The 26308-nt window shown below is 48.3% G+C and carries 25 protein-coding genes; 14 read left to right on the forward strand and 11 right to left on the reverse strand.

All coding sequences use genetic code 11. The features are described from left to right. Nucleotides 1-60: 60 nt before the first annotated feature. From QF041_RS22255 to QF041_RS22275, 5 genes are all read left to right on the forward strand, one after another. Nucleotides 61-921 (forward strand): ABC transporter permease, encoded by an 861-nt coding sequence (locus tag QF041_RS22255; RefSeq protein ID WP_047841071.1) that lies wholly within the window; start codon nucleotides 61-63, stop codon nucleotides 919-921. Between the two features lie 2 nt (nucleotides 922-923). After that, complete coding sequence (locus QF041_RS22260) at nucleotides 924-1718, forward strand: ABC transporter ATP-binding protein (RefSeq protein WP_036606660.1); 795 nt, start codon at nucleotides 924-926, stop codon at nucleotides 1716-1718. Between the two features lie 193 nt (nucleotides 1719-1911). Next, complete coding sequence (locus QF041_RS22265) at nucleotides 1912-3090, forward strand: winged helix-turn-helix domain-containing protein (protein ID WP_307415708.1); 1179 nt, start codon at nucleotides 1912-1914, stop codon at nucleotides 3088-3090. A 69-nt stretch (nucleotides 3091-3159) separates the two neighbouring features. Beyond that, the gene (locus QF041_RS22270; protein WP_307415709.1) at nucleotides 3160-4506 is read left to right on the forward strand and encodes an MFS transporter; all 1347 of its coding nucleotides are present in this window, start codon (nucleotides 3160-3162) and stop codon (nucleotides 4504-4506) included. 85 nt (nucleotides 4507-4591) lie between these two features. Next, entirely contained in the window at nucleotides 4592-4819 is a 228-nt protein-coding gene (locus QF041_RS22275) for a hypothetical protein (RefSeq protein WP_307415710.1), read from the forward strand. Between the two features lie 237 nt (nucleotides 4820-5056). On the opposite strand, the gene QF041_RS22280 is transcribed toward QF041_RS22275, so the two are convergent. Genes QF041_RS22280 through QF041_RS22295 form a run of 4 tightly spaced genes read right to left on the reverse strand, consistent with a single transcriptional unit; the run spans nucleotide 5057 to nucleotide 9552 of the window. Further along, entirely contained in the window at nucleotides 5057-5728 is a 672-nt protein-coding gene (locus QF041_RS22280) for a class I SAM-dependent methyltransferase (RefSeq protein ID WP_307415711.1), read from the reverse strand. Then, nucleotides 5725-7266 (reverse strand): glycosyltransferase family 4 protein, encoded by a 1542-nt coding sequence (locus tag QF041_RS22285; RefSeq protein WP_307415712.1) that lies wholly within the window; start codon nucleotides 7264-7266, stop codon nucleotides 5725-5727. Before QF041_RS22285 ends, QF041_RS22280 begins: the two co-directional genes overlap by 4 nt. A 1-nt stretch (nucleotide 7267) precedes the next feature. Then, complete coding sequence (locus QF041_RS22290) at nucleotides 7268-8263, reverse strand: glycosyltransferase (protein ID WP_307415713.1); 996 nt, start codon at nucleotides 8261-8263, stop codon at nucleotides 7268-7270. Next, nucleotides 8260-9552, reverse strand: coding sequence for a tetratricopeptide repeat protein (locus tag QF041_RS22295; protein ID WP_307415714.1), 1293 nt, complete (start codon nucleotides 9550-9552; stop codon nucleotides 8260-8262). The genes QF041_RS22290 and QF041_RS22295 overlap by 4 nt, the downstream gene beginning before the upstream one ends. 383 nt (nucleotides 9553-9935) lie before the next feature. On the opposite strand from QF041_RS22295, the gene QF041_RS22300 reads away from it, so the two are divergent. Genes QF041_RS22300 through cydC form a run of 4 tightly spaced genes read left to right on the forward strand, consistent with a single transcriptional unit; the run spans nucleotide 9936 to nucleotide 16211 of the window. Continuing rightward, nucleotides 9936-11351 (forward strand): cytochrome ubiquinol oxidase subunit I, encoded by a 1416-nt coding sequence (locus QF041_RS22300; protein WP_307415715.1) that lies wholly within the window; start codon nucleotides 9936-9938, stop codon nucleotides 11349-11351. Further along, nucleotides 11296-12351: a cytochrome d ubiquinol oxidase subunit II gene (gene cydB, locus QF041_RS22305; RefSeq protein WP_244898245.1), complete on the forward strand. Its 1056-nt coding sequence runs from the start codon at nucleotides 11296-11298 to the stop codon at nucleotides 12349-12351. Before QF041_RS22300 ends, cydB begins: the two co-directional genes overlap by 56 nt. A 1-nt stretch (nucleotide 12352) precedes the next feature. Then, entirely contained in the window at nucleotides 12353-14272 is a 1920-nt protein-coding gene (cydD, locus tag QF041_RS22310; RefSeq protein ID WP_307415716.1) for a thiol reductant ABC exporter subunit CydD, read from the forward strand. A 1-nt stretch (nucleotide 14273) separates the two neighbouring features. Continuing rightward, nucleotides 14274-16211 (forward strand): thiol reductant ABC exporter subunit CydC, encoded by a 1938-nt coding sequence (gene cydC, locus QF041_RS22315; protein ID WP_307415717.1) that lies wholly within the window; start codon nucleotides 14274-14276, stop codon nucleotides 16209-16211. 200 nt (nucleotides 16212-16411) lie between these two features. Here the strand turns inward: cydC and QF041_RS22320 are convergent, their stop codons facing one another. Beyond that, nucleotides 16412-17443 carry a LacI family DNA-binding transcriptional regulator gene (locus tag QF041_RS22320; protein WP_307415718.1) on the reverse strand — a complete coding sequence of 344 codons (1032 nt, stop codon included), beginning with the start codon at nucleotides 17441-17443 and terminating at the stop codon, nucleotides 16412-16414. Between the two features lie 482 nt (nucleotides 17444-17925). On the opposite strand from QF041_RS22320, the gene QF041_RS22325 reads away from it, so the two are divergent. The 3 genes from QF041_RS22325 to QF041_RS22335 all read left to right on the forward strand — a co-directional run bounded on the left by QF041_RS22325 (nucleotide 17926) and on the right by QF041_RS22335 (nucleotide 21119). Then, complete coding sequence (locus tag QF041_RS22325) at nucleotides 17926-19269, forward strand: ABC transporter substrate-binding protein (protein WP_307415719.1); 1344 nt, start codon at nucleotides 17926-17928, stop codon at nucleotides 19267-19269. A 138-nt stretch (nucleotides 19270-19407) separates the two neighbouring features. Beyond that, on the forward strand, nucleotides 19408-20301 hold the full coding sequence (locus QF041_RS22330) for a carbohydrate ABC transporter permease (RefSeq protein WP_076320327.1): 894 nt from the start codon (nucleotides 19408-19410) through the stop codon (nucleotides 20299-20301). Continuing rightward, the gene (locus QF041_RS22335; RefSeq protein ID WP_074092669.1) at nucleotides 20301-21119 is read left to right on the forward strand and encodes a carbohydrate ABC transporter permease; all 819 of its coding nucleotides are present in this window, start codon (nucleotides 20301-20303) and stop codon (nucleotides 21117-21119) included. The genes QF041_RS22330 and QF041_RS22335 overlap by 1 nt, the downstream gene beginning before the upstream one ends. Before the next feature lie 120 nt (nucleotides 21120-21239). Here QF041_RS22335 and QF041_RS22340 read toward each other — a convergent pair whose 3' ends face one another. The 3 genes from QF041_RS22340 to QF041_RS22350 form a co-directional block, all read right to left on the reverse strand. Beyond that, entirely contained in the window at nucleotides 21240-22199 is a 960-nt protein-coding gene (locus QF041_RS22340) for an MraY family glycosyltransferase (protein WP_036613004.1), read from the reverse strand. Between the two features lie 118 nt (nucleotides 22200-22317). Then, on the reverse strand, nucleotides 22318-23133 hold the full coding sequence (locus QF041_RS22345) for a hypothetical protein (protein ID WP_307415720.1): 816 nt from the start codon (nucleotides 23131-23133) through the stop codon (nucleotides 22318-22320). A 69-nt stretch (nucleotides 23134-23202) separates the two neighbouring features. Then, nucleotides 23203-23520 carry an ArsR/SmtB family transcription factor gene (locus tag QF041_RS22350; protein WP_307415722.1) on the reverse strand — a complete coding sequence of 106 codons (318 nt, stop codon included), beginning with the start codon at nucleotides 23518-23520 and terminating at the stop codon, nucleotides 23203-23205. Between the two features lie 162 nt (nucleotides 23521-23682). On the opposite strand from QF041_RS22350, the gene QF041_RS22355 reads away from it, so the two are divergent. Both QF041_RS22355 and QF041_RS22360 read left to right on the forward strand, forming a co-directional pair. After that, nucleotides 23683-24072 (forward strand): nuclear transport factor 2 family protein, encoded by a 390-nt coding sequence (locus QF041_RS22355; RefSeq protein WP_047840828.1) that lies wholly within the window; start codon nucleotides 23683-23685, stop codon nucleotides 24070-24072. A gap of 188 nt (nucleotides 24073-24260) precedes the next feature. After that, nucleotides 24261-24782, forward strand: a complete 522-nt coding sequence (locus QF041_RS22360) for a hypothetical protein (RefSeq protein WP_307415723.1) — start codon at nucleotides 24261-24263, stop codon at nucleotides 24780-24782. A 302-nt stretch (nucleotides 24783-25084) separates the two neighbouring features. On the opposite strand, the gene QF041_RS31300 is transcribed toward QF041_RS22360, so the two are convergent. Genes QF041_RS31300 through QF041_RS22370 form a run of 3 tightly spaced genes read right to left on the reverse strand, consistent with a single transcriptional unit; the run spans nucleotide 25085 to nucleotide 26278 of the window. After that, the gene (locus QF041_RS31300) at nucleotides 25085-25327 is read right to left on the reverse strand and encodes an integrase core domain-containing protein (protein ID WP_083679636.1); all 243 of its coding nucleotides are present in this window, start codon (nucleotides 25325-25327) and stop codon (nucleotides 25085-25087) included. Further along, nucleotides 25290-25949, reverse strand: a complete 660-nt coding sequence (locus tag QF041_RS22365) for an IS3 family transposase (protein WP_307415724.1) — start codon at nucleotides 25947-25949, stop codon at nucleotides 25290-25292. The genes QF041_RS31300 and QF041_RS22365 overlap by 38 nt, the downstream gene beginning before the upstream one ends. Nucleotides 25950-25960: 11 nt before the next feature. After that, nucleotides 25961-26278, reverse strand: coding sequence for a transposase (locus QF041_RS22370; RefSeq protein ID WP_307412675.1), 318 nt, complete (start codon nucleotides 26276-26278; stop codon nucleotides 25961-25963). Between the last annotated feature and the right edge of the window lie 30 nt (nucleotides 26279-26308).

Consider the following 26308-nt stretch of genomic DNA (forward strand, 5'->3'; position numbering starts at 1 on the left):
GTGAGTATAAGCTGGAATTCAATTGAAGGGGCGATCGAGCTGGGGCTTCTATACGCACTGATGGCACTTGGTGTGTATATTACGTTCCGCATACTCGATTTTCCTGACCTTACCGTAGACGGAAGTTTTACAACAGGAGGCGCAATCGCGGCGGTTATGATCTCCAATGACTTCTCTCCTTGGCTTGCCTGTTTGGCGGCAATGGCTGGCGGCATGGTGGCTGGGGCTTGTACAGGTCTGCTTCATACCAAAGGCAAAATCAACGGATTATTATCCGGGATTTTGATGATGATCGCGCTCTACTCCATTAATATGCGTATTCTTGGCGCACCGAATAAATCCATTATGGGTATGGATAATCCATTCTCAGGTGAGCATGTCATGGTGTTAATTATCATCGTCGTGCTGGTGTTTAAAATTATGCTCGATCTGTTCATGAAAACAGATGTTGGACTGGCACTCCGCGCGACAGGTGATAACAAACGTATGATTCGCAGCTTTGGTGCAAATACGGATGTGACTACCATTGTAGGTGTCAGCCTATCCAATGGATTGGTCGCACTATCTGGTGCATTCATTGCACAGCAATCAGGTTTTGCAGACATCACGATGGGCATCGGTATGATCGTTATTGGACTGGCTTCCGTGATTATCGGTGAGGCCATTCTTGGAGCAAGAACGGTATTCTGGGCTACACTTGCAGCGATCGTTGGTTCAATCATTTACCGGATTGTGGTCGCACTTGCCCTACAGGTCGAATGGTTCGATACATCTGATCTGAAGTTGATCACCGCGGTGATCGTCATTATTGCTCTTGTATTCCCAACGATGCAGCGCTCCATGAAGCAGCGAAGTCTGGCTCGCAAACGAACGGAAGAGTTGATGCGATCCGGTGGTCAACAAGCGAAGGGAGGTATGTGATCATGCTGGAGATTACGCAAGTAACCAAGCTGTTCAATCCAGGCACAACGGATGAGAAGACCGCGCTGGTCGGTGTGAATCTGACAATGAATCCGGGAGACTTTGTGACAGTGATTGGCAGTAACGGAGCGGGTAAATCCACGCTGATGAACATCATTTCGGGTGTGATGAAGCCGGACATGGGTGATGTGCTGATCAATGACCGCTCCATTAAAAACCTGCCGGAGCATAAACGTAGCAGCTGGATTGGCCGGGTATTTCAGGACCCGATGGCAGGAACAGCACCACATATGTCCATTGAAGAAAACATGGCGATGGCATACAAACGTGGCAAAGGACGCGGACTGGGCTTCGGAGTTACCCGTGCCAGACGGGAGATTTTTAACACGCAACTGGAGAAGCTGGGAATTGGACTGGAAAAGCGGCCGAATGCAAAAGTGGGTCTCCTGTCTGGCGGGGAGCGGCAAGCACTCAGTCTGTTGATGGCTACCTTTACCCAGCCGCAGATTTTGCTATTGGATGAGCATACGGCGGCCCTTGACCCTTCACGTGCCGAACTGATCACGGAACTGACGGAGACACTTGTGCGTGAGATGAGACTTACTACATTGATGGTGACGCACAATATGGAGCAGGCCATTCGTCTGGGTAACCGTCTGATCATGATGGACAAAGGCCGAATTATTCTGGATGTCAGCGAAGAGCGCAAGCGTACGTTGACTGTACCTGAGTTGCTTGGTGAATTCGAACGGATTAGCGGCAAAAAAATGGCAGATGATCGTGTCGTGCTGGGTTAAGACAAGTGAATACTTGTTGGAAGAACAGATATACGTAGCGTGATCTATAATCTAAGCCAGCTATAAGATAGACGATAAAAACCTTTTGCGTTCTCGCAAAGGGTTTTTATGGTATGTTGAACACGTTGAAGAAAATGGAATGAATCTATACGATTTCGGATTAGCGAATTATACATAGTAGGAGGAACCAGGCATGTCTTTGCAATTGGATGAAGGGACATATACGGTCGCGCGGCGTACAGAGTCCATTCGCCTGCTCGCCAAGGAATTTGCACTGCTGCATTTTCTGTATGAAAACAAGGAAAAAGCCTTCACCCGCAGCCAACTGCTGGATCGGGTCTGGCCGCTTGAATATCCGGTTGAACGCACCGTGGACGATCATATCTATCGCCTGCGCAAGAAGCTGAAACGCTGGGATGAGATCCGTCTGGATACAGTACGGGGCTACGGTTATCGGCTTGCTGTACAAGAGAACAAGTCCGTTCTACCTTCTAGCCCTTCTGCTCAGGACCCAGAAATGCAGGAGGTCATTCACGGATTACTTCGTAAATATCATGTGTTTGGGCAGGGAAACGCCATACAGACCCTGGTTCAACAACAGGAAGCACTCGGTATTCAGATTGCCCCTTATTATCAGTTGTATATCCGTTTTATAGAGGGAGATCTGGAATGGCTGATTACAACGAAAGAAATTGCTTTTGAAGAGCGACTATATTGGCTACTGATTTTCGTGCACCCGCTGATCGAGCCAGCGGATAGTATTCAGTTGTATGAACAGGCGCTGAATTCAGCTGCATTGTCTGCCGATCAGCTTCGCGAACTCCGCATTCTGAATATCGTTGAAGTCTATGTAGAGGTGGGCCAATATCAACGGGCGAAAGAGCAGCTGGAAGAAACATATCGTGTAATAGACACAGATGAGCTCAAGAATTTCAGACTGCCTGTAGCACTTGCAGCGTTGTATGTGGAACTGTGGGGTGGCAGCGGTGAAGCTGTTGAGGCCCAGATGGCAGTTCTGCGGTTAGGATTGAAGGATGCCCCGTATCTGCGGGAGATCGGACGTTTTCAGGTGATGGAAGGATTATGGTTACTTCGGCAGGGACGGATTCGTGAGGCAGAGTTAAGAATGGATGACGGTCTGGATGTATTGAAAATGTCGCTGAACGTACCGCTATATCTGAATGCTGCATATCAGATTCTCCTATTCCTGGGTCATCATCGAATTGAAGGTAGAATTCGCAGTAAGTATCGTCAAGTGTATGTAGAGATCGGCAAAAGTTACGGTGTACCCGCATATGGACAACAAATTGTAGATGAAATACGTAACTTTTTATCTCCTACCTCCCCATCCTCTGATCTTCCTCTGATATAACTCCTTTATGATTACAGCCAAGGAACATACAGGCCACAAGCGGCTGTAATCAAGGGAGGAAGTACATGTATGACCGTCATTTCAAATGAACCCACATCCAATGAATCCACCGAATCACCCGCCTCATCTGCGGAATCTTCCAAAAGCTTATGGACCAACCTCCGGTTTGTCCGCATGTTTATCGCATACTCTCTGGCTACGTTTGGAGATTGGTTCGATGCACTCGCCATCCAGGTGATGGTGGCCTACCGCTGGGGCGCCGATCCGCTGATCATTGCACTTATTCCTGTATGTATGGCTGTCCCGGGCATACTGCTGGGCTCCTTTGCAGGTGCCCTGGCTGATCGACTGCACAAAGTAAAGATCATGATCCTTTGTGATGTGATCACCGTGGGATTAACCGTTGCTATTTTATTCGCACCAAGCCCGGCATGGTTGCTTCCACTGCTCGCTCTGCGTGCCATGATGGGAGTGTTCCATGTTCCGGCCCAGCAGGCGTTAACCCGTCAGGTGGTGGCAGAGGAGCATCTGTTTCAGGCATCGTCCCTAAACGGTTTTGTGAGCCAGTATTCTAAAGTGGCGGGACCACTTCTGGGTGCAGTCATTTTGGCCTTCTTTTCACCACAAATCTGTATTGTCATTAATGCCTGTACCCGCCTGTTGTCGGGTGCGGTATTATGGCCCTTGCGGCGTTTGATAGAAAAGTCGGAGTCCGTTGAATCAGACGGAAGTGCTGCAAGTGAAAAGGATGGATCGGAATCTTTGTTCTCCCAGTGGAAGCAAGGCTGGCGTTTTATACAGAGCAGTCGCACCGTGCTGAGTACGATTTTGTTCGGCTGTTTTGGACTCATGGCCATTCTGATGATTGATTATCAGTTTACGACCCTGTTTCGGGAGATCAAGCCAGGTAATGAATCACTGCTCGGATGGTTGGGGTCTTCGGCAGGAGCTGGGGCAGTCGTCACCATTTTGTTGTTAAATCGCTTGCCGAGAATTGGGTATGGGTGGGGACTGGGTGGAGGATATCTGTTCGTGGGTGCCGGAATCGCTGCGCTGGGGTGGATCGGCCCACAAACACCCGAAATTTGGGTTATTATCTGGGGCCTCTGCATTGGGCTGGGTAATGGGCTCTTTATGGTAACTCTGAATTATTTGCTGCAAAAGGAGACCCCTCCTGCCTATGTAGGGCGCGTCTTTGGCATTCAAAACTCGTTATCCAGTGTGGTGCTTGTTATTGCACCGATTGCCGGTGGTGCCCTGATTCGTGCCACAGGGGCGAGTCCTACTTTTCAGTATATTGGTCTCACTACGTTAGTCATTGGCTTGGCAGGCATAATGCTGCAGCGTATCTTGTGGGGAGTGAAGCAACCCTCCATGTCTGAAGCCAAAGAGATCATTCCGCAGGAATCGGCCTGACTGCTTTGACCCGATTCCTAACATCATTGTATCTACAGTCAGACAAACAGCGGCTTCCGGTAGTTACCGAAGGCGGCTGTTTGCTGTGCTGGAATGTTGGATATTGAGCAATCACACTTCCGCCTGCGGCACGCTCGCGCTGCTCGCCGGGCGGCAGAACCTGGCGGGTGAATGGGCCGAATCGGCCCAGCGGCAACCTACCGCCACAGGTCGCCCGGCGACGACAATCCCGCCGGGCCTGCAAACCCTGCTGCGCCTGACAGCACCCGGCGCAGCCTTTGCTGATGAATACACCAACCAGTGTAATCTTTAATCTTTAATCACTAATCACTAATCTCTGATTGCTAGTCTCTAGTCTCTAGTCCCCAACCCCCAATCCCTTTAATCCCGAACTGTTTCTCAATTGGTCTCCGATTGAAATTGCAAAAGCAACGGAGCTACCGGTAATCGGAGCATTGCCCGAACCGTGTATTGTTCCGTTGCTAATGGGTCGAGCCCTCAAGCCCTCAATTTTCCACTCTGCACTTAACTCAACGTAACCCAATTCGTCTCAACCTTTGCATATCACCGCTCGAAAACAGCGGATCGGCGTGCCGTACATGTCAGACCAGATGGCATCGTCTGGCTCTTTCACATTCAGCTTATCTTCAATGGTTAATCCGGTGACAGCCATGATTGTCTCCAGCAGATCAGGCCGCATCTCGGGCACATCGAAGGTAGCGATTAACTGTCCGTTTGGTTTCAGCACCCGAGCGAATTCACGAAACGCTCGCAGCATCGTGCCTGTATCCAGATGCTCCAGTACAGAGATACAGAACACCCGATCAAACTTACCCGACTCGTACGGAAGCTGGGCCAGATTAGCCTGTGCACGGTGCAATCGGACGAGAGTTGATTCCGGCAGATCCTGAGCGGCTTGCTCTCCAAAATCAGAAACAATATCCAGTCTTATCGCCTCTTCAGACAAAATACGTTCATCCCAGTCACAAGCGTGAACCTCGCGGCAGTGTTCTGCAAGCCAGAATTTGAACGGATGGGAGATGCCGCAGGCTGCATCAAGGACGACATCATCTGGACGTGCAAACCGCCGGGCCCATTCATATTCGTAGGGACGGCTCCACCATGCCGGATGCAGCGGGAAGACCAATGTGTCCGTTTTAGGATCACTTTGCCGAATGTATCTTGATTCCATGAATTCCGTTGCCTTGGGCATATCCATCATCCCCGAATTCCCTCCTTCAATCCTGTCTCTGCCAAAAAAGATTCCAACACCGTGCTCCAACGGCTCCGCCACCTGGCAAGATCATAGGACAGTGCGGTCTCGCGCGCATAGATTCCCAGTCGTTCTCGCTCGGCCCGATCCTGTACAAGACGTACCAGTGCGGCGGTTAGTTCCTGCTCGCCAGGAGGTACCAGTAGCCCATTAAAACCATCCTGAATCAGATCATTCAATCCGCCAACATTGGAGGCAATTACCGGAAGTCCACAGCTCATCGCTTCCAGACAGGCATAGGAGGTGCCTTCCGAGAACACAGTTGGAATCACAGCGATATCTGCCTGATGGTAGGCCTCCCGAATATCCCGGAAATCATACGTGCGCTGGTTAATTCGTTCCGCATGTGGATGAGTACGATGCCAGTAACGAAAGACTCTCCCGACCGTACTGCCTTCGACCAGTTCCCCGGCAAATTCAATCTCCAGATCCGGAAAGGCTCCAAGTAGTTTATCCGCCGCCAACATCATTGGAATAATACCCCGCTCCATGCTGATGCGGCGCGGATAGATAATGCGAATTGGGTGGGGAGAGGACACAAGGGCATCCACAGTTTTCTTTTCAACCTGTCCCTGAATCGGACCTTTAACCTGATACTCAGCATCTGCTTCTACTAGAATCTCCTTAGCCCAATCCGTTGAATTCCGGTGGTTATGAGCAAACCTATACGTTTCGCCATCTGCCTCGACTTCTTCCAGTTTCGATAAATTCAAATGGAAATCTACCGTTCCTTTCCCCTCTCGTTCTGGATCGCTATCTGTATCCCCACCTCCATCTCTGTTAGCCTTACCACTGTTCGCTCCAGCACCACTCGTTCCATCCTTGCCTTCTACAGCTTGCACTCCTGATATAACAGCACCAACATTTTCTTCATGACTTGCCAGATCATTCTTCCATGCGACAAGCCATTCGTCTTCCTGTTCTTGCTCAAAGGTTCGCGTTGGTGGGGCAGGTGTGAAATAGGACGTATCCACCGCATTGGGAATCAGGACAACCTGCCTTGGATCGGTATAGGTGCACGCAGCCCGGCAAAAGGTCTGGAAATGGGAATCCACGGATACAATGCACACGAGTCCATCCAGAGCCAGTTGAATATGTTCCGCGACTTGTTGTTTGGTCTCCAGTGGCAGTCCGGGACGATCCCAGTTAATGCCGTGACAGATGCCAAGACTGCCGGGTTTGTAGGTGATGGGTTGCCACAGACAGCTGGCATAAATCACTGGGCCGCGCGCTGCTGCTGCCATCCGGTCAAAGGCTTCCGGTACATTATCCATGTCGTACGAATAACCAAATACGTCAATCTGCTCCGTCCGAGTCTGGAATGCTTCAAAATAAGAGAGCTGATGAACTTCGGGAATATGCCCGAGTCCACGGATGACACTGCACAGATCCAGAATGTAGCGTTCCAGTCCACCCCCAAATACACGACCGAATTCCCGGTTGTACCCGTCGGTGAAACTATGCGTCAGAATACTCACCACGCCCATCTCACGGTCCCTCCTTCCAGGGGATCAGCCGAGGTTCCGGATCGAGAATAGACTCGTAATGTGCAAGATTGCCCCACTCACCGCTCGGATCAATACGTTTGTAGCGCAAATATTTACGAACCCGGTCCTCCAGACTGCCTGCCCAGCCGAGATGCTGAACCTTCAGTTCCGTGCTGACTCCAGGCAACACGGTGCAGGACAAGGGGAGGCGGGGAACATGATGATTCTGTTGTGGATAAAAATAAGGATATCCAGGCATATACCGTACAAGTGAAGCGGTATGCCGTTTGTGCAGACACCAGAGATCATCTTCCCGGTAGTGGGTCCGGCCACCCCACATATCGTAGAATCGAAATGCAAACCAGTCCGCATACTCCTGATTAATCAGAGTACGTATGGCTTTCTTGGCCTCTGTGCTGTACAGCTCATCCGCATCAACTGAGAGCAACCAGTCGGGACATGTTCCCGCCGCCGCTTGCCATAAGGTGTTGCGAAGCCGCCATTCCTCGGCGAACAGCGGTTTCTCCAATACCTCCAGACGGACCACCTTTGGATAGGCTTTGCATATGTCCGGGGTTCCGTCTGTGCTGGCATCGTCCACAATCACGATCTCATCTACGAACTCACTCAGATCATGCAATACTTCTTCAAGGTATCGGCCACGTTCATTGCGAACCTGGAGCATAGCTGTCAGCTTGTTGCCTTTGCTTTTGCGAACCCGACGAATGGAGAAGGGCTCTTTGAATACGCTCGTTTCCTCCTCTATGGAAGTAGTGTCCTGTTCGAATTGACCATGTGCGTCAGTCCAGAGATGCACTTGGCTTCGGGAGTCATGTGATGGTTGTGCATGATCCGGCGTGTGATCGCCATTTTCCAATAAGTTTATATGTGTCCTATCCACTGTTTCCGTTGGCGTGAAAGTGGTTTCGGTTCGGATATCCCTGTGCACCATTGGCCCATTCAACTGTTGTCTACGCTTCTTCGGGTCCAGCATCATGGCACCTCCCCAAGCAATTGCTGTACAGCATGATCCAACAGCTCCAGCTCGACAATCCGGGCTAGCGCATCTTCATCCTCCAGTGCTGTCTCAAGGAAATGTCGGACTGCCCCGTGTCGTTCCCCTCGCAGTGCCAGCGCACTGCCGGATAATTGCTGGTAATCCCGGCGACTGGCATCATCCTGAATATCGACTGCATGCACCAGAGCCAGTGCTTCTTCCACACGTCCAGTCTCCTGGTAAATGCGGAATTTCCAATGTCTCGCCGTTTCTCCGCCAAGTTCGTCCAGGATACGCAGGGCGTTTCCGTAATCATCATTCATACGCAGTAGTTCCGCTCGTACAAGTTGATCTTCTCCTGCCTCAAGCCAGCGACAGAGCTGTTCATAATGATGCCGTTCCTGTTCGTCGGCTGCACTGATTCCATACACCAGCAGGGCGTCCTCCAACTTGCCGGTCCGGGCATGAATGGCAGACAGGAATCTATAGTGTGAGACTACACAGTCACTGCGACCATTCAAGACCGCATGGGAGAATGCCTCTTGAAGTGAATTGATAGCCCGAGGATCTTCAAGCAAGTACTCATAGGCTGCCAGCAAAAAGGATATCGTCTCATGTGCACCTGCTTTGGCACGGAGCTGTTGGTAGAAGTCGGCACGTACACTGCATTGAAGCAGTGTGACGCTATCTGGAGTGCCTGACAGGATCTGCCGCAGCGCATGCAGGAAGAGCAGTTCGTAGTCCCGGAGGGGGACTTCGAGATCATCCTTTTGCATCGTCCCCGCAGGTGCAGGGTCTTCGCCGCCCAGCCAGATGGCACGTACGCCTTGGAATAACAGCTTCATATAACGTGTTTCGGAGGATGTGCCGACCAGATCGGCGATGCCGACGAGTTTGGAAATACTGCTCTCCCATAACGGAGATTCTGCTTCGTTTCCAGCAGGCTCAGGGAGCAGGGCAATACATAGCTCAGGCTCCAGCGAAGCTGTAGCCATTAGCCAGTAGGGATGGGCGACTACGGCTACGGTGCGAGGTTCCAGCAATAGCTGCTCGGCTTCAGGGAGGGAGATGACGGTAATGACCGGAGGTACATCTTCTGTTTGCGTCAGGCTGCTGACATAGTAGACCTCTCCCTCGATCGACAGCAGTGCAGCAATATCGGGATAGGGAAAGGATGACCAGCCTCCTTTGCGAGGGAAGAGAACATACCGGACAGGGGGCTGTGTTGTACTGGCCTTATCCAGGCTGACTTCGGAGTCTTCACCTGGTAGTGGTGCAGGTTTTTCCATAAATAGTTCACCTCACCTTGACTGTAATATGGTGCGTCATTCACTCTGCATGTACTTCATGCTTTCACTTCATATGTAAAGCCCTCACGGTACTTCGCATGATATGCCTGAGACTAACATATGGGCATTCCGTCCCAAACATGAGTATCTTCCATGAATAGATGCAGTTGGCAAGCTGTGATAATAGGCTGAATTTTATCTTTTATGTGACCAGGATCACTTTTTTTTGCGCTAGAGACGAAGATTGTGATAATTCTCACATGTATAAAATAGGTAATCTGGCACAATACGTTCATCAACGTATTTGGCGGACAGACAGCGAAGGTGCAGCTTCAATGCCAAATACGCATACTGCGAAGTGAACAGAAAGAAGGGGTAACGGTATGGATCCGATTATGTTATCGCGTATCCAATATGCACTTACAACGATTTTCCATTTCTTTTTTGTCCCGCTATCCATCGGTCTTGTACTGTTGGTTGCAATCATGGAGACGTTGTACGTTGTTAAGGGTAAGGAGATTTACAAAACGATGGCCAAGTTCTGGGGCAAGCTGTTCCTGATTAACTTTGCCGTCGGGGTTGTCACAGGTATTCTGCAAGAGTTCCAGTTTGGCATGAACTGGTCCGAGTACTCCCGATTTGTCGGAGATGTGTTCGGTGCGCCACTGGCTATTGAAGCGCTACTGGCGTTTTTTATGGAGTCTACATTTATTGGATTGTGGATATTCGGATGGGATCGTTTGTCCAAAAAAGTGCATCTAGCCTGCATCTGGCTGGTGTTTGTCGGCACATTCCTGTCCGCGCTGTGGATTCTGGCAGCCAATTCGTTTATGCAACATCCTGTTGGGTTTGAGATTAACAATGGCCGAGCCGAGATGAATGATTTTTTTGCACTCATCACAAATGGTCAGCTTCTCGTTGAGTTCCCACATACAATCTTTGGGGCATTGATGACAGGGGCCTTCGTTGTAACCGGGATCAGTGCCTACAAATTGATGAAAAAGCAGGATGTGGAGATCTTCCGCAAATCGTTTAATATCGCGATCATTATCGCTCTTGTTTCCTCATTTGGCGTCGCTTTCTCCGGGCACTTCCAGGCGCAATATCTGGTGGAGACACAGCCGATGAAGATGGCAGCCAGTGAGGGCACATGGACAACGACAGAAGATCCGGCACCATGGACGGTGGTCGCTTTTATTGATCCGGATAAACAGGAGAGTACGGGTGAGATCAAAATCCCTGGATTGCTCAGTTATCTGTCCTACAGCAAGTTCTCCGGTAGTGTCAAAGGCATGAAGGAGCTTCAAGCTGAGTATGAACAGATGTATGGACCGGGGGACTATATCCCGCCGGTACGGACAACATTCTGGAGTTTCCGCATCATGATCGCAGCGGGTGGTTTAATGATTGCACTGGCGCTATACGGTACGTTCCTAGCCATGCGTAAGAAGCTGGAGGTCGCTGGAAAGTGGTTTATGCGTCTGATGGTGTTCGCCATATCTTTGCCGTTTATCGCCAATACGTCAGGTTGGATTATGACCGAGGTAGGAAGACAGCCATGGACAGTATTTGGCTATATGACAACCGAAGCCGGGGTCTCGCCGAACGTATCCGCAGGAATGATCCTGTTCTCGACCATCGCTTTTACCGCTGCGTATACGGTTCTCGGAATCGTGATGGTATACCTGTTCGTACGTGAGATCAAAGCAGGACCGTTTGCGGTCGAGAACCCAGAAGATCACGATGAATCGGCCGATCCGTTCGGCGTGGATGGAGGTTATTCCGTTGTCACTAAGTGAGTTGTGGTTTTTGCTGATTGCCGTATTGTTTGTTGGTTTCTTCTTTTTGGAAGGTTTTGATTTTGGTGTGGGGATGTCTACAGGCATTATCGCCAAAACAGACCGTGAACGTCGGACTCTGATCAACTCGATCGGTCCGTTCTGGGATGGTAATGAAGTATGGCTGATTACGGCGGGGGGAGCAATGTTTGCTGCCTTCCCGCACTGGTATGCCACGTTGTTCAGTGGTTTTTACCTGCCACTTGTGGTGGTGTTACTCGCCTTGATTGGCCGTGGAGTTGCTTTCGAATTCCGCAGTAAAATGAAACAGCAGCGCTGGCGCAAAACATGGGACATCATCATTGTTGTCTCCAGCGCGCTCTTGCCTTTCCTGTTCGGAGTGGTCTTTGCCACGTTGATGAAAGGTCTGCCCATTGATGGGGAGATGCAATTGCGTGCAGGATTCCTCGATATTGTTAATCCGTACACCGTGATTGGCGGCTTGAGCGTAACCCTGTTATGTCTGGTGCATGGATTGCTGTTTGCCTCACTACGGACAGTAGGTGATCTCAGAGAGCGTGCCTTGAAGACAGCGCAAAAATTGATGCTGCCGCTGGCTGCACTACTCGCTGTTTACGCGTTAATGACGTATTTCATGACGGATGTGTTCGCCGTACGCGGCTGGGCTCTCTGGATCATGGTTGTACTTGGTGCAGTTTCGCTTGCACTTGCGGCATACTTTGTTCGTCAGAAGCGTGAAGGCTGGGCTTTTGGTATGACTGGAGCAGTTATTGCAATTGCCTTTGCCTCGGTCTTTATCGGACTTTTCCCAAGAGTGATGGTGAGTTCCTTTGGGGCGGCGTATGACCTGACTGTATACAATGCCGCATCGGGTGCGTATTCATTGAAAGTAATGACCATTGTAGCTTGCACATTGCTGCCGTTTGTTCTTGGCTATCAGATCTGGAGTTATTATATCTTCCGCAAACGTCTGAACGAGCAGCACCACCTGGAGTACTGATATGGGACGGGGGCTGCTGAAGCTGCCGGGCATCCGGCCTGTACTTGCGCTGGCATCAGCGCTGGTGTTGCTACAGGCGATGACGATCATTATGCAAGCCAAATGGCTGGCACAGGCCATCACGGCATTGTTTGAAGGTTCATCCGTAACGGAGCAGTACCCGGTACTGCTGCTGTTCCTGGCTGCTTTTGCCGCCCGCTACGCCCTATCCTTCTGGTTACAACTCGTGACTTCACGATATGCGGAGAAGACAGGGACTGATCTGCGCAGACAGATGGTGGAGCAGTGGTTCAGACTTGGACCGCGTTATGCCAAGACGGAGGGCACAGGACATCTGGTTACACTGGCACGTGAGGGAACAGCCCAATACAAGACGTATCTCGAACTATTCATTCCTCGCATGCTGGGCATAGCATTCACACCCATCGTCATTCTGCTGTATGTGTTCAAGCTGGATCTGATGTCCGGGGTTATTCTGATGCTGACACTCCCAATCCTGATCGTGTTCATGATTCTGATTGGCCTCGCTGCGCAGCGCAAGATAGACGGACAATTCAGATCCTACAAAGCACTCGCCAACCATTTTGTTGATACCCTGCGTGGGCTGGAGACGCTGAAAACATTGGGACAGAGCAAAACACACGAAGGGTCCATTCTGCGGGTCAGTCAGCGGTATCGGAAGGCAACGATGTCTACCCTGCGCATGGCTTTTCTTTCTTCGTTTGCACTCGATTTCTTCACCATGCTGTCCGTTGCTTCCGTAGCAGTTGGTCTGGGATTACGTCTGACGGAAGGGCATATGCTGCTTGGCCCTGCGCTGACAGTACTGATTCTGGCACCGGAATATTTCCTGCCTGTACGTATGCTCGGCGCTGATTATCATGCCACATTGGACGGTAAGGAAGCCGGAGCGGCCATTAATCAGGTGATTGAACGGGGGAAAGTCGCCGAACAGAAACAGAAAGAAGCCTATGCAAATGTTGTTGCACATCCGGTTACGTTAGAGGACGAAGTTGGATCTGTTGGATCTACATCATCATTATCTTCGGGTAAAAAGAAAGCTACTACTTCAGCCATACGCGTCGTGTTGAATGATAAAACGGCTGCGGGGCATCTTGCTCCTGATCCTGTTTCTACTACTCCTGAGCTTGTTTCTTCCTCTTCCTCAGTGTTCTCTTGGAATGAGAATAGTAGATTGGCTCTAACGGATGTACAGGTACGACACGATGATGAAGGTCCTTATTCGCTAAAGGATGTCACATTTCAGATCACAGGTCTTGGCAAAATCGGTATTATTGGCGCCAGCGGAGCAGGCAAGTCCACGTTGATTGACGTATTGGCTGGATTTCAGCTTCCTACTTCAGGCCAAGTATTAGCCAACGGACAGCCTGTGACACAGGATATGCTTGAATCCTGGCGAAGACAGATGGCAGCTATCCCGCAGCATCCGTATATTTTCAGTGGAAGCCTGGCCGATAACGTTCGTTTCTATATGCCGGAGGCTTCGGATGCGGAAGTGACCAAGGCCATTAGCGCAGCTGGATTAACCAAGCTACTGTCTTCATTATCCGGTGGGCTGCATGAGCTCATTGGGGCTGGTGGCAGACAGCTCAGTGGTGGGCAGGAGCAACGGGTGGCTCTGGCAAGAGCTTTGCTTAGTAAACGAAACATCCTGTTGCTTGATGAACCGACAGCTCATCTGGATGTGGAAACAGAGTATGAACTGAAACAGACGATGCTGCCACTGTTTGAAGGCAAACTTGTATTTTTGGCTACCCATCGTCTGCACTGGATGCCACATATGGATCAGATCATTGTCATGGATGGCGGCACGGTGGCAGAGACGGGAACACATCAGGAATTACTGGCACGACAAGGTGTATATTATCAGATGATTCAGGCCCAGATGGAGGCGATATAAAATGAAGTCCGGATATGAGCATATGGAGACCGTCCGTAACGGAAAAGAAAAAAATAGCTGGATTGCTCCGTATGTGGCACAGTACCGGTGGAGATTCATTGCAGTCATTGCGCTAGGTACATGCGCTGCCTTGTGTGCGGTACTGCTGTTGTTCACCTCCGGATTTCTGATCTCCAAGTCTGCGCTGCGTCCTGAAAATATTTTGATGGTGTATGTACCTATTGTTGGGGTACGTGCATTTGGGATATTCCGCGCCGTGTTTCGATATATCGAGCGATTGGCAGGACATGATGCCGTATTGCGGGTGTTGGCCGATCAACGGGTGAAGCTGTATCACATTCTGGAGCCACAGGCCCTGTTCCTGCGTTCTCGCATGCAGACCGGAGATGTGCTCGGAGCACTGGCCGATGATGTGGAGCGGCTGCAGGATATTTATCTGCGTACAGTCTTCCCCGCCGTTACCGCGCTTGTTATGTACGGTGGGGCTGTGATTGCCTTTGGCAGTGTTGATCTGGGATTTGCGGTGTGGATGGGCTTGTATATGTTATTTCTCGCTGCCGTGTTACCTGTAATCTCTCTGAAAGTGACGTGGAAATGGCGTGTGCGGCTGAAAAAGGAAAACAGCAGGTTGTATACCCGTCTGACCGACGGTGTACTTGGACTGGGAGATTGGCTTGCAAGTGGACGAGCAGCAGAATTTGTTCAGCAGCAGGAAGAAGCGGAGGAACAGGTCGACGCAGTTCGTCGCAAGTTGCGGCGTTGGACACGCTGGCGTGATCTGATGGCCCAGTGCGTCATTGGCCTGCTGGTGGTATCGGTTACGTTATGGGCCGGAAATGCCGCTTCTGTCGGACAATTGCCTGCCGTGATGATTGCTGCTTTTGTGCTGGTACTATTTCCGCTCACGGAAACACTCCTGCCTGTAGGGGATGCTGTGGAGCATCTTCCACAATACCGGGAATCGCTGGACCGCTTGAAACAGCTCGAAGAGAAAGAGCATCTTCCGTTGCAGAATGGAGCCGGTGATGCTGACGGAACGGGCGAATCGATCTCTGTAGTAAAAAACGGCAACGGATTGGCTGGACAGCCATCGGAGTCCTTGCCAGCTGCGAATGCTATTCTGGACAGACGAATTCGTCTTCGCATTCCACCCAAACTCAGAGCAGACATCGAGATTAATCGCGTAAGTTACCGTTATGCAGCGGATGATGCTTATGCCGTACAGGACGTCTCCCTTCATCTGCCACAAGGTAAACGATTAGCCATCCTTGGACGAAGTGGCGGCGGCAAATCGACCTTGTTGAAGCTGATACAGGGGGCTTTGCTGCCGTCTGCGGGGAAAGTTTTAATCAATAATATGTCTGTGCAGACCTTGGGTGAGAGTGTCACTGATGTCATTGCGGTGTTGAATCAGAGCCCACACCTGTTCGACACCACGGTAGCCAATAATTTGCGGATTGGTCGTCCACATGCAACAGATGAGCAGATTCGTCAGGTGGCCGCGCAAGTAGGGTTATCCGGTCTGATCGAATCCTTGCCGCAGGGATATGATACACCGATGCTGGAGACGGGGCTGCGTTTCTCCGGTGGGGAAAGGCAACGGATCGCTCTGGCCCGGGTACTGCTTCGGGAGACACCTGTTATTATATTGGATGAACCAACCGTAGGGCTTGATCCGGTGACGGAACGAGAGTTGATGCGCACCATTCTGGACAGCTTGCAAGGCAAAACGATGATCTGGGTCACCCATCACCTGATTGGTGCGGAACAGATGGACGAACTTATTTTTATGGAAAATGGAAAGATTGTCATGCAGGGTTCTCACGAACAATTGCTGGCTGGGGAAGAGCGATACCGCCGTCTCATTGAACTTGATCGGCCGGGGTGGTCTGACTTGCAGACAGTAGAGGGCAAGCTGCCTACTGCCGCTTCCAGATAGCAGGAACTTTCTCGGCAAATGGAAGCGAATAACGTGTCTCAGGTTCATTAAAACAAAATAAAACGAACAAGGGATGTCCCCTGTCATATTCATGACTTATGGGACATCCCCTTTTTGCTTTTTGGTGTGGAGTTTTATGAGAAATCGCTATGTCTATGATGTGAATTGATCTGCAGCAGCCAGTCCCAAAGACTTAACGCTCAGATCTCCTTTGCCAGCAGCATGGCTGTGCCACAGGATTGACGCACAACCAGTTCCGGCTCTACTTTAATGCAACGATTATCCATTTGTTTGTTCATCAGATCGAACAGAATCATGGCAGCAAGGCGTCCAATTTTATCCGTATCCTGCTTGACGGTTGTTAGCGGAGGATCGGTATAACGGCAGGCTTCGATGTCGTCACAACCTGCCACAGCTATATCTTCTGGAATGCGTAACCCCACTTCCTTAAAGGCGCGAATAGCTCCAAAGGCAAGTAGATCTGTGGCTGCAAACACGGCACGTGGCAGAGTTTTGCAGGCGAGCATTTTCTTGGCCGCTTCGTATCCATCCGCTGCGGCATAATCTTTGCTGTATACAACCCACGCGGGCTTTTCATCAAGACTAAACTGATTTAGTGAACGTTTGAAAGCCATCTCTCTCTGTTGCATCACAAGAGAGGCGCGCTCCAGCCCGATAAAACCAACATCTCGATAACCGTTCATATAAAATTGTTCTACAACTTTGGTTGAGATCTTATCGTTATCGGACATGATGTAACAGGAGCTTTGTCCTGTTAGCTCGATATCTATTCCGATACAAGGAATCGGGCTGGCATCCAGGTCGAATATGCTGCTCTCGACCTCATCCCCCGCAATAATAATACAGCCATCCACTTGAAAATACTTGGATCTCGCCAAGTAGTCCTCACCCTGATCCAGAAACTTCTCATTCGAGAAGAAGAGTAGGTCGTATCCAAGCAAGCCAATTTGTTTTTTAAACGCATTGATAACCTGTACGAAGAAAGGGTGGCTGAAATCCACGTTCAGCTTCCCTGCAAACACGACGCCAACGAGGCTGGATTTTTTGGTTGCCAGTGTTTTGGCTGAAGAAGATGGACGATAGCCTGTCTCTTCCATAATTTTAAGCACGCGCTGGCGCGTTTCCTCGCTAATATCTGGATAGTTATTGATAATCTTGGACACCGTGGCTACAGACACGCCGGCTAAACTTGCTATCGTTTTGATATTCATAAATATCCCTCGGATTCCTAAACTGGTTTCGTAAACTGGGGCTGTATCGGTTTTTTCGCTTTCTTGCAAGTATTCTATGCTACATAGACCGGAGAGTCAACAGAAGAAGGGGGGGATCACACTTGAAATAATATGCATCCATAGGTTTGAAGCGATCAAGGAGGTTTGTTGCGAAAATAAAGACTAATTTTAGCTCGTAATCTTAATTGTTTTACAGATTTTGAATCCATTTAAAGGGAATACCGGGTTATCTGGGGTTGTACATGAATTTATGTAATGTGCTGTGTTTCGTAACTTTCGTAAAGGTTACCTTGATTTCAACGTATACAGCAATAAATAAAGCTTTTATCAAGCGGGTTGGAGCATGGAAATCAAAAAAACAAAATGACTATTTACAAAATAAAGATCTGAAGTCATAATAAGGGTGGAATTAACGAAACTAATTTCGTAGATTTAATTCAAAAATATGGGGGACAACGAAAATGAAGAAAATGACTTTAGCCATTGTACTTGTAACCGCTTTATTATGTGTGCTCGCCGCTTGTAGTAGCAGCTCTTCGGAATCAGAAGGAACTCAGGCTACAGACAGCAGCAAAAAAGTTACCTTGAAGATCATTCACTGGCAGCAAGAGAATATTAACAACTACATCAAAGAGTTTAATACGAAATTTGAAGCGAAATATCCGGACGTAAAGGTGGAATATACTACGGTTCCGGCAGACGCGACTTACGATCAGTTGATGCAAACACGGATGAACGCCGGAAGTAATGGGGACGTAGATATCATTCCACTCAAATCAAGCTTTGTAGGCGCTCCGCAGGAATGGTCCAGTGGTGCTGCTGATCCGATGTGGAAGCAATGGATCGATGCCGGGTTAATCAGTGATCTGTCTGATCAATCTTTTATCAAAAACTACAATGAAGCGGATGTACAGAACGCAATGACGTATAACGATAAGGTGTACGGTGTAAACATGGGCAAGGTGGCATTCACAGGACTGTTCTACAATAAGGAACTCTTCGCAAAATATAATCTGGAGATCCCTACAACCTGGGATGAATTGCAACATGTTATCAAAGTGTTCAAAGACAATGGTGTCGAAGCGCTGGGTCTGGCGGGTAAAGATGTATGGCCAATAGGTCTTGCGGTGCAAGGGCTTCAGGCCTCTATTCATGATGATCAGCTTGCTTATATCAAAGGTCTATGGACTGGTGAAACCAAGCTGACTGATCCGGTTCAACTTGAAGTCTTGCAGAAATCTCAGGATCTGATGAACAATGCAATGCCTGGTTTCATGGGTATTGACTACGGAACATTGCCCAGTTTGTTCGCTACAGGCAAGGTGGCTATGATTGCTGACGGCACTTGGGATGCAACAACAATTCAAACGGCCAACCCTGATTTGAAGTTTGGATATTTCCCAATTCCAGGTAGCAATGATGCAGCCAAGAACAAAAATCTGGCGGGTAAATACGATATGACCTGGATGGTGGTGGATAACTCACCTAACAAGGATTACGCAATGAAATGGCTTGATATGTTATCGGAGAAAGAGAACTACACGGAATTTGTGAATGCAGCCGGATTCCTGCCAACACAGCCTGATGTGGAGATGACAAGTGAGTTTATCCAAGGCATTCAGCCTTACCTGGAGGACTTTAAACTTTCTTGGGATCAGTTGTTCATTAACCGTCAGAATGTAGGACAGTACATTTCTGAGGCCAGCGTTCACGCAGAGATGCTGAAGCCAGCCGGACCGATTGCAACACCGGAAGAGCTTGCAGGTAAATCCCAAGCGGACTGGGATGCTGCTGCTCCAAAGTAATTCATAATCATTCATATTCATGGCACAAGTTGGCCGCATGCGCCGGAATAGCGCTCGGGTCTGAGCCTTCAGGCCAGACAAGGCTGTTATTCCGGTTTTCTTATGTCTTAGTTTTACCCCATGAAAGGTGTGAGGACGATGTATCCGTTTGGGAAAGGTAAGGCAAGACTTATTCCTTATCTGTATTTGAGCATTCCGTTGTTACTTTATGTCGTGTTTGGCTTCGGTCCATCACTTGTGACGATACTGTTTTCGTTTACAGATGCTACTGGTGTTCGGGGCCAGGAATGGAGCTTTATCGGCTTTGAAAACTATAAAACATTTTTTGGTGCATCCAATGCTGGAGACCGAATGGATGCTATTGGGCGATCCTTATACTTTGCGTTTGCTGTTGTGATCATACAAAATGCAGTGGGTTTGTTTATAGCGATTTTGATCAATAAAAAGCTTAGAGGCGATAAATTATATCGCGCGGTATTCTTTTTGCCAGTGGTGCTGGGGGTTACTGTGTCTGGACTCATTTGGCAACTCGTTGCAAATCCGCTGGGCGGACCGGCCCAGTCCTTTCTGAATTTCTTTGGTACCAGTTCCAACTTTTTTGGCGATTATAATATCGCTTTTGAACTGATTATTTTTGTTCAGATCTGGATGTACATGGGTTACTCCATGACGATTTTTCTTGCAGGTCTGCAGTCCATTCCGAGCGATCTGTATGAGGCGGGTTACATGGATGGTGCTTCGGGGTGGAAAGCATTTACGAACATTACATTCCCCATGATTGCTCCTGCATTCACGGTTAACATGCTCTTGTCTATCATAGGGGCATTGCAAACCTTTGATATTATCTATGTACTTACAGGCGGCAAGTTCAATACAACGACGCTTGCGTTTGATGTTTATGCTACGGCATTTGGCACAGGAACGGCTGATTACGGTTTGGCTTCTGCTGTCGCGATGATTCAGTTCCTCTTTGTATTTACCATATCGATGGTCGCTTTATTTTACCTTCGCAGAAGAGAGGTGGAAGCGTAATGAAACAGAGCCAAACGTCCAGAATGGTCAGCTACGTTATCGTTCTGCTCATGCTTGCGTTGTACGTTTTCCCTCTATTCTATCTGTTCAATGTATCCATGAAGACACAGACAGAGTATCTGCTCGATCCTGTAGCTCTTACTGAAGGGATCCGGCTTGAGAACTTTTCCGAAGCATGGAACAAAGGGAACTTCTCTCAGTATATGTGGAACAGTGTGCTCTATACAGGGATGTCCACCCTGCTGACGTTGATTTTATCTATATTTGCTGCATTCCCGCTCGCACGCAGATATGTTAAATTCAGCACACTCATTTATATTTTCTTTCTGATTTCCATGTACCTTCCCAACCCGCTCATTCCGCAGTTTTCCCTGATCAATAATCTGGGTCTTTACAACACCCAAATCGGGTACATCTTATTGAAGACGACAGGTACGGGCATTGCCTTTCTCATGTTTGTGGGTTATATCAAATCAATATCGCGTGAACTGGATGAGGCCTCTGCCATGGACGGGTGCGGGTATACAAGGTATCTGTTCACCATCCTTGTTCCGTTAATGAAACCAATCCTGGCAACAGGTATTATTCTTACCGCGATTGGTGTATGGAACGATATTATCGGGCCGACCATTTATTTATCTGATCCGAATTATCAGCCGGTAACCAAAGGACTCTTTACATTTTATGGACAGTACATGAACAACTGGCCGCTGCTCGCCTGTGGCATTCTGATTGTTACCTTGCCACTGGTTGTCCTGTATGTTGCTTTGCAACGTTTCATTGTTGGAGGTGCTATGGCAGGGGCTGTTAAATCGTAAGTTAGAATCACTCCGCTTTAACTGAAACGAAAAAAAGTAAGCGATCCAAAAAAACATCATAAGAAAGCCACCCTCAACGCTATGAAGGTGGCTTCTATTATTTTCATCGTTATTTTGGTTTTATAACTCCACTAACATCAGAATAATGGAGGATAGACACAGACATGTGCTGACTAGATACAGCACACCCACCACCTGATTTTGATTCAATCCGGCACGCAGCAGTCGATAATGGGCTTGACTTGCATCGGCCTGATAGATCGCTTTACCTTGAATGAAACGTTTGATAACGACAAAGATGTTGTCGAAGATTGGCACACCCAGCGCCAGAATCGGAATGAAGATGGACAACATGGTTGCTTGTTTGAATGCACCATCCAGAGCGATAACCGCCAGAATGAAGCCAAGGAACGTAGCGCCTGCATCACCCATGAACACTTTGGCAGGAGCTTTGTTGTACTTCAGATAACCAATCGTTACACCGACCAGAATGATCGACATGAGTGCGGAATCACTTTGACCTTTGGCAAGTGCCACGATGAACAGGGTGATCGCCGAGATGGCCGATAATCCGCCAGCCAGTCCGTCCATGCCGTCCGAGAAGTTGATGACTGTTGTCACCCCGAAGATCCACAGGATCGTGAGAATGAATTGCAGCCAGATTGGAAGCATGACATATTCCGCGTTGAAGGGATTCACGAATCCGGTGAACGCAATGCCAGAAGCAAATACGAGTACTGCCGCAGAGACCTGTACGAGCATTTTGGGCAGGGCAGGAAAATCTTTGCCTTTTGTTTTGTACCAGTCGTCGACGGTACCAATCGTTAGCAGAAGCATACCACCAGCTACCAGAGCCGCTGTTTCCCATGTGATTTCTTTGGTCAGAGCAATGTATGTCAGGAAAAATCCAGTAAATATCGCGTAACTCGCCGTGAGCGGGATAGGTTGCCTGTGTAGCTTACGCTCCACATCTTCCCGAGGCTTGTCCACAAAATCGAGCCGGTGAGCCAATCGACCAAGCGGCGGAATAAGCAGAACCACGACAGCAAATGACACTATAAAAGCCAGTATGTATACCATAAACTCGCTTGTTTCACTCCCATCTACCAATTTCCCCTTATTATACGAGTTAAACAGGAAATCTGTCGATGTCATTATTGTAACCAGACGTACGCAAAGGTGAGCAAAAGTTCAGGTTTTATTGTATTTGAGGAAGATAGGAGCAGAAATAATGTTTTACGGCTTCTGCATGATATCCATCATCACCTTGCCAGGTTGCTGCAAAGACAAAATCACTGGAACCACCTTTGCGTTTTCTCGGTTTATCTCCAGGAGTCAGTATGCCGGCTGCCGCCCAGATTTCCAGCAGGGCATCTCGCTCCTGTTTGCTGGAAGGGAAGAGATCCTTCCACTTTTTCTCAAGTGAGCGAGCACTGTCTTTGGGGTCTTCCGTCTGAGCTGCTTCAAGCAGGTTGACCAGGATGGCTTGGTCTTCAGGAGTTACTTCATAGTTTGCATCGTTGTCCTGAAGCAGTAATTCCAGATCCATCAGGCAATAGAGAAGCCAGCCGTGACGCACGCCGCCCCACTTGATCCGTTCAAAATTAAGGACGTTTAAGTCGACGTTGAAATATTCCTTGTCTGACTGCAAACGCAGGAAGTTACAATCCCCACAGGCACTGGTGTTAGGGTGAAGGGCAGGGCGTTCCGCATAGGCGTGTAAAGGCATGTTCGATGTTAAAGCCCAGCTGGATAATGCGCTGCGTAGATAGACTTTTTTGGTGGACAGACTATGTAAAAAGGCCGAAATCACCCGTTCCTTAAACGAGTCATCCTGATGCATGTCGTATAGACGCTGGACAATCTCGTCATGCGTGATCGTGAGTGGATCGAACATGACACCTTTGCTTTTGGCATATTCAAATTCATCTCCGGAGAAGGGTAGAGAGGTTGTTTTCCAGCCACCACCTCCCCAGAAGGTGCTCAGCAGTATCTTTGCCGCTTTTTTGTCCATATGGTTAGCCTCCTTTATGGGAATTGCGATCATCATGAAAGTAGTTCTTCAATCTCAAACCTGCTTACTTTAATATACGTATTCCTCGGTTGAATTCAGAATCATCTCGACGAGGCCTGGAAAACGTGCGTTTAATTCTTCCTTTCGTAGGGAGTAAAAGTGCTGTTTACCTTCAATGCGTGGCTGGATCACGCCAGCTTCACGTAAAATTTTGATGTGATGGGACAACGTGGATTTGGAAATATGGTCTACTTCGAAGGCGGAACAGTTTTTCTCGCCAGAGCTGGCCAGACAGTGTGCAATTTTCATGCGGATCGGATCGCCCAATGCATTGCAGACCGTGGTCAGCTTCAATTCCGAAGCCATAGGTATCGTTGGAGTTCTCATATCTATGACGTTAGCATATTCGGCTGTACCTTTCAATGTTTGAAAAATTTCGAACTATCTCTTGCAGGCAGTATAAGAAGTATGATACATTTCTTTTCAATAGTTCGAAAATATTCGAACTGAAAGATTGGAAAACGGCTTTTTATTTTAGGAGGAATATAAATGAGTACTATGAGTACCACTACACTGTTGAACAACTATTTCCGTTTATTTGATGCTTCACGTACAGACGAGCGCGCCATGCAGGACTTATTGTCCCTGTTTACACCTGACGCAGAGATTGTGCTTAACGGCACCAGCCGAACAGGATTCGATGGTTTTATGAAAGCTTTCTACGAATACAATAAGGATGTTAAACATATGTGGGACGCGTGGGTGCAACAGCCTGACGGCAGCTACCAAACTAACTGGGCGGTGTGCGGACAAGCGGCAGACGGAACGGTATATGCCAAAGCAGGCATTGATATCGCGCGAGTAAATGATGCGGGGCAGATTGTGTATCTGGAGAATGTACAGGCCGATCAGAATGCGTTCAGCAAGTATAATCAGTAATTAAAATCTAGGATTTCAGTTCTATAGTTGTTAGAAATCTGAATCCATAAAAGATAGGAAACCTTAACTCCACCGTTTTTTCAAGCTGTGGGGTTTTGTTATGCTCAATCATTCTTTTTAGGGTAGGATTAGAGTATAGGGATGAACGTTATAATTCTTATTTGTTGGAATAAAGAGGAGTGAACTACATGAACGAAGTTGGGAAACGAAACGTCATGGAACCTTTAGAGGTCATACCCATGGTCGGCATTGGACCATTTAAGTTGGGAATGAGTAAACCAGAGGTAGAAGAGATCATCGAGCGCATCACCCCGGAGATTAGTCAGCTCTATAACCGATTGGAGTATAATTTGGAACATAAACTCTATTTCATTGAAGTAAGTAATCCACACGATTATCCACCTGATGAATCTGATGTTGTCCTTACATATGATAATATTGATGTTTTTCGAACAAAGGCTGATGATCTCGTTAAGCTAATAGATAGTAAGACACCATATACTCGAGACATCGATGCGGAGTTGGGATTTTCTTTTATTTTCAAAGACATCCAATTGGCTTTGTGGAGACCTAGCGTGATGACCGAAGAAATGTTGAATTCAGTTGAGTTTCTGACCGAGTTTTCGCCAGAGAATCAGGAACTGGAAAAGAGATTTTTCTATTTTAGGACGGTTGCTGTGGCGTCCCCTGGATACTTTAATAGAACATAAAAGGAAGCTCCAAGTATGCTGAGAGATATATTGATCCAATCTAAATAGAGTTTATATAGTCTGTGCATGAAAAAAAGCCCATCCCATATGGACATAACCATGGCGGGGTGGGCCTCTTTAACTTACGGCATCTCGTATTAATTCTAACGAACTGTACACACGCTATTGGAGGGTATTTGGAGAAAATAATTTTCTAACGAACCAGAAACACGTTATTAGGCTCCATTTTCAGTTCTTGTGCAGGTTTTTACCCTTGTAAGCTATATAAGGTGGCCCATGGACCTATGTCAAAAAAGTAGACACTACGCTGCGGATTTGTCCGTAAATTTCATCGCAAAACGAGCAGGGGAAAGATACCCTAGCGCGCCATGCATTCGCTTGCGGTTGTAATAGAACTCAATGTACTGGTAGATGGCAGTATAAGCCTCTTCCGGTGTCTTAAAACGAGGGTTGCAGTAAATGAGTTCCTTCTTTAAAATACTGTGCCACGACTCAATACAGGCGTTATCATAACAGTTTCCTCGTCGGCTCATGCTTGATTCCATTCCGTATGATTTTAGTTGCTCCACATATTCTTTTGACGTGTATTGAGAGCCCGCGATCCGAGTGATGGAGTAATCCCGGAGCAGGGCGTTTGGCCTTGTAAGCTTCCTCCAGTGCACCCATCACCAAACTGGTTTCCATATGGTTATATAGACGCCAGCCTACAATTTCACGTGTGCACAAATCCAGAACGCTGGCGAGATATAGGCGACCTCCTCGGCAAGGAATGTAGGTGATGTCGGTAACCCATACCGTATTCGGTTTGGACGTTTTAAATTGCTGATTCAGCGTATTTGGTGCAAGGGGATGGTCGTGTTTGGAATCCGTAGTCTGAACGCGATATTTGGGCATGACCACAGAACGTAGATTCATTTGACGCATGTATATACTGACGGTACGGGAAGAGATTCGCAACCCTTCTAAATGGAGCAGATACGTAATTTTAGGGCTTCCACACCGCATCTGGTGGTCGTAAAAATGATACCGAATACGCTTCATGACCTCGTCTTTGCGGTTCTGTCGCATGCTGGTTCGGTCCATTCGCCATTTGTAATATCCGCTCCGTGATACTTGAAAGGTACTGCACATCTTCTCCAAAGAAAACTCGGAGCGATGGTCTTCCACAAACTGAAATCTTAGCTCTTTGGTTTGCTGAAGATGTGCACTGCTTTTTTTACAATCGCCAGTTCTTCTTGTGTATCCGCAAGCGTGTGCTCTTTCTCTTGAAGCAACCGGCGCATCTCTTGGAGCTCTGCTTCCAGTTCCTTCACTCGATCTACACTGGCAACAGGCTCATGTTTTAGTTCGCGGTACTTACTCATCCATTGGTGCAACGTACTTTTTGGAATGTTGAGTTCTTCTGTCAAATCTCCAAGTGTCTTCGTCTGCTCTTGAATGAATTTGACCGTTTGTTTCTTGAATTCTTCGTTATATCGTTGCCGCTGTTCTCCCATGTGGACACCTCCGTTAGTCTTATTATCCTT

The sequence above is a fragment of the Paenibacillus sp. W2I17 genome (assembly GCF_030815985.1).
GTDB lineage: Bacteria > Bacillota > Bacilli > Paenibacillales > Paenibacillaceae > Paenibacillus.

Bases quoted from the DNA above. Each gene is read 5' to 3' on its own strand.
- QF041_RS22280 (WP_307415711.1), bottom strand. From the start codon at position 5,728: ATGATGGATATGCCCAAGGCAACGGAATTCATGGAATCAAGATACATT.
- QF041_RS22265 (WP_307415708.1), top strand. From the start codon at position 1,912: ATGTCTTTGCAATTGGATGAAGGGACATATACGGTCGCGCGGCGTACA.
- QF041_RS22355 (WP_047840828.1), top strand. From the start codon at position 23,683: ATGAGTACTATGAGTACCACTACACTGTTGAACAACTATTTCCGTTTA.
- QF041_RS22335 (WP_074092669.1), top strand. From the start codon at position 20,301: ATGAAACAGAGCCAAACGTCCAGAATGGTCAGCTACGTTATCGTTCTG.
- QF041_RS31300 (WP_083679636.1), bottom strand. From the start codon at position 25,327: ATGGAATCAAGCATGAGCCGACGAGGAAACTGTTATGATAACGCCTGT.
- QF041_RS22345 (WP_307415720.1), bottom strand. From the start codon at position 23,133: ATGGACAAAAAAGCGGCAAAGATACTGCTGAGCACCTTCTGGGGAGGT.
- QF041_RS22330 (WP_076320327.1), top strand. From the start codon at position 19,408: ATGTATCCGTTTGGGAAAGGTAAGGCAAGACTTATTCCTTATCTGTAT.
- cydB (WP_244898245.1), top strand. From the start codon at position 11,296: ATGAATCGGCCGATCCGTTCGGCGTGGATGGAGGTTATTCCGTTGTCA.
- QF041_RS22295 (WP_307415714.1), bottom strand. From the start codon at position 9,552: ATGGAAAAACCTGCACCACTACCAGGTGAAGACTCCGAAGTCAGCCTG.
- QF041_RS22370 (WP_307412675.1), bottom strand. From the start codon at position 26,278: ATGGGAGAACAGCGGCAACGATATAACGAAGAATTCAAGAAACAAACG.
- QF041_RS22350 (WP_307415722.1), bottom strand. From the start codon at position 23,520: ATGAGAACTCCAACGATACCTATGGCTTCGGAATTGAAGCTGACCACG.
- cydC (WP_307415717.1), top strand. From the start codon at position 14,274: ATGAAGTCCGGATATGAGCATATGGAGACCGTCCGTAACGGAAAAGAA.
- QF041_RS22270 (WP_307415709.1), top strand. From the start codon at position 3,160: ATGACCGTCATTTCAAATGAACCCACATCCAATGAATCCACCGAATCA.
- QF041_RS22260 (WP_036606660.1), top strand. From the start codon at position 924: ATGCTGGAGATTACGCAAGTAACCAAGCTGTTCAATCCAGGCACAACG.
- QF041_RS22255 (WP_047841071.1), top strand. From the start codon at position 61: ATGGCACTTGGTGTGTATATTACGTTCCGCATACTCGATTTTCCTGAC.
- cydD (WP_307415716.1), top strand. From the start codon at position 12,353: ATGGGACGGGGGCTGCTGAAGCTGCCGGGCATCCGGCCTGTACTTGCG.
- QF041_RS22340 (WP_036613004.1), bottom strand. From the start codon at position 22,199: ATGGTATACATACTGGCTTTTATAGTGTCATTTGCTGTCGTGGTTCTG.
- QF041_RS22320 (WP_307415718.1), bottom strand. From the start codon at position 17,443: ATGAATATCAAAACGATAGCAAGTTTAGCCGGCGTGTCTGTAGCCACG.
- QF041_RS22300 (WP_307415715.1), top strand. From the start codon at position 9,936: ATGGATCCGATTATGTTATCGCGTATCCAATATGCACTTACAACGATT.
- QF041_RS22290 (WP_307415713.1), bottom strand. From the start codon at position 8,263: ATGATGCTGGACCCGAAGAAGCGTAGACAACAGTTGAATGGGCCAATG.
- QF041_RS22325 (WP_307415719.1), top strand. From the start codon at position 17,926: ATGAAGAAAATGACTTTAGCCATTGTACTTGTAACCGCTTTATTATGT.
- QF041_RS22360 (WP_307415723.1), top strand. From the start codon at position 24,261: ATGAACGAAGTTGGGAAACGAAACGTCATGGAACCTTTAGAGGTCATA.
- QF041_RS22285 (WP_307415712.1), bottom strand. From the start codon at position 7,266: ATGGGCGTGGTGAGTATTCTGACGCATAGTTTCACCGACGGGTACAAC.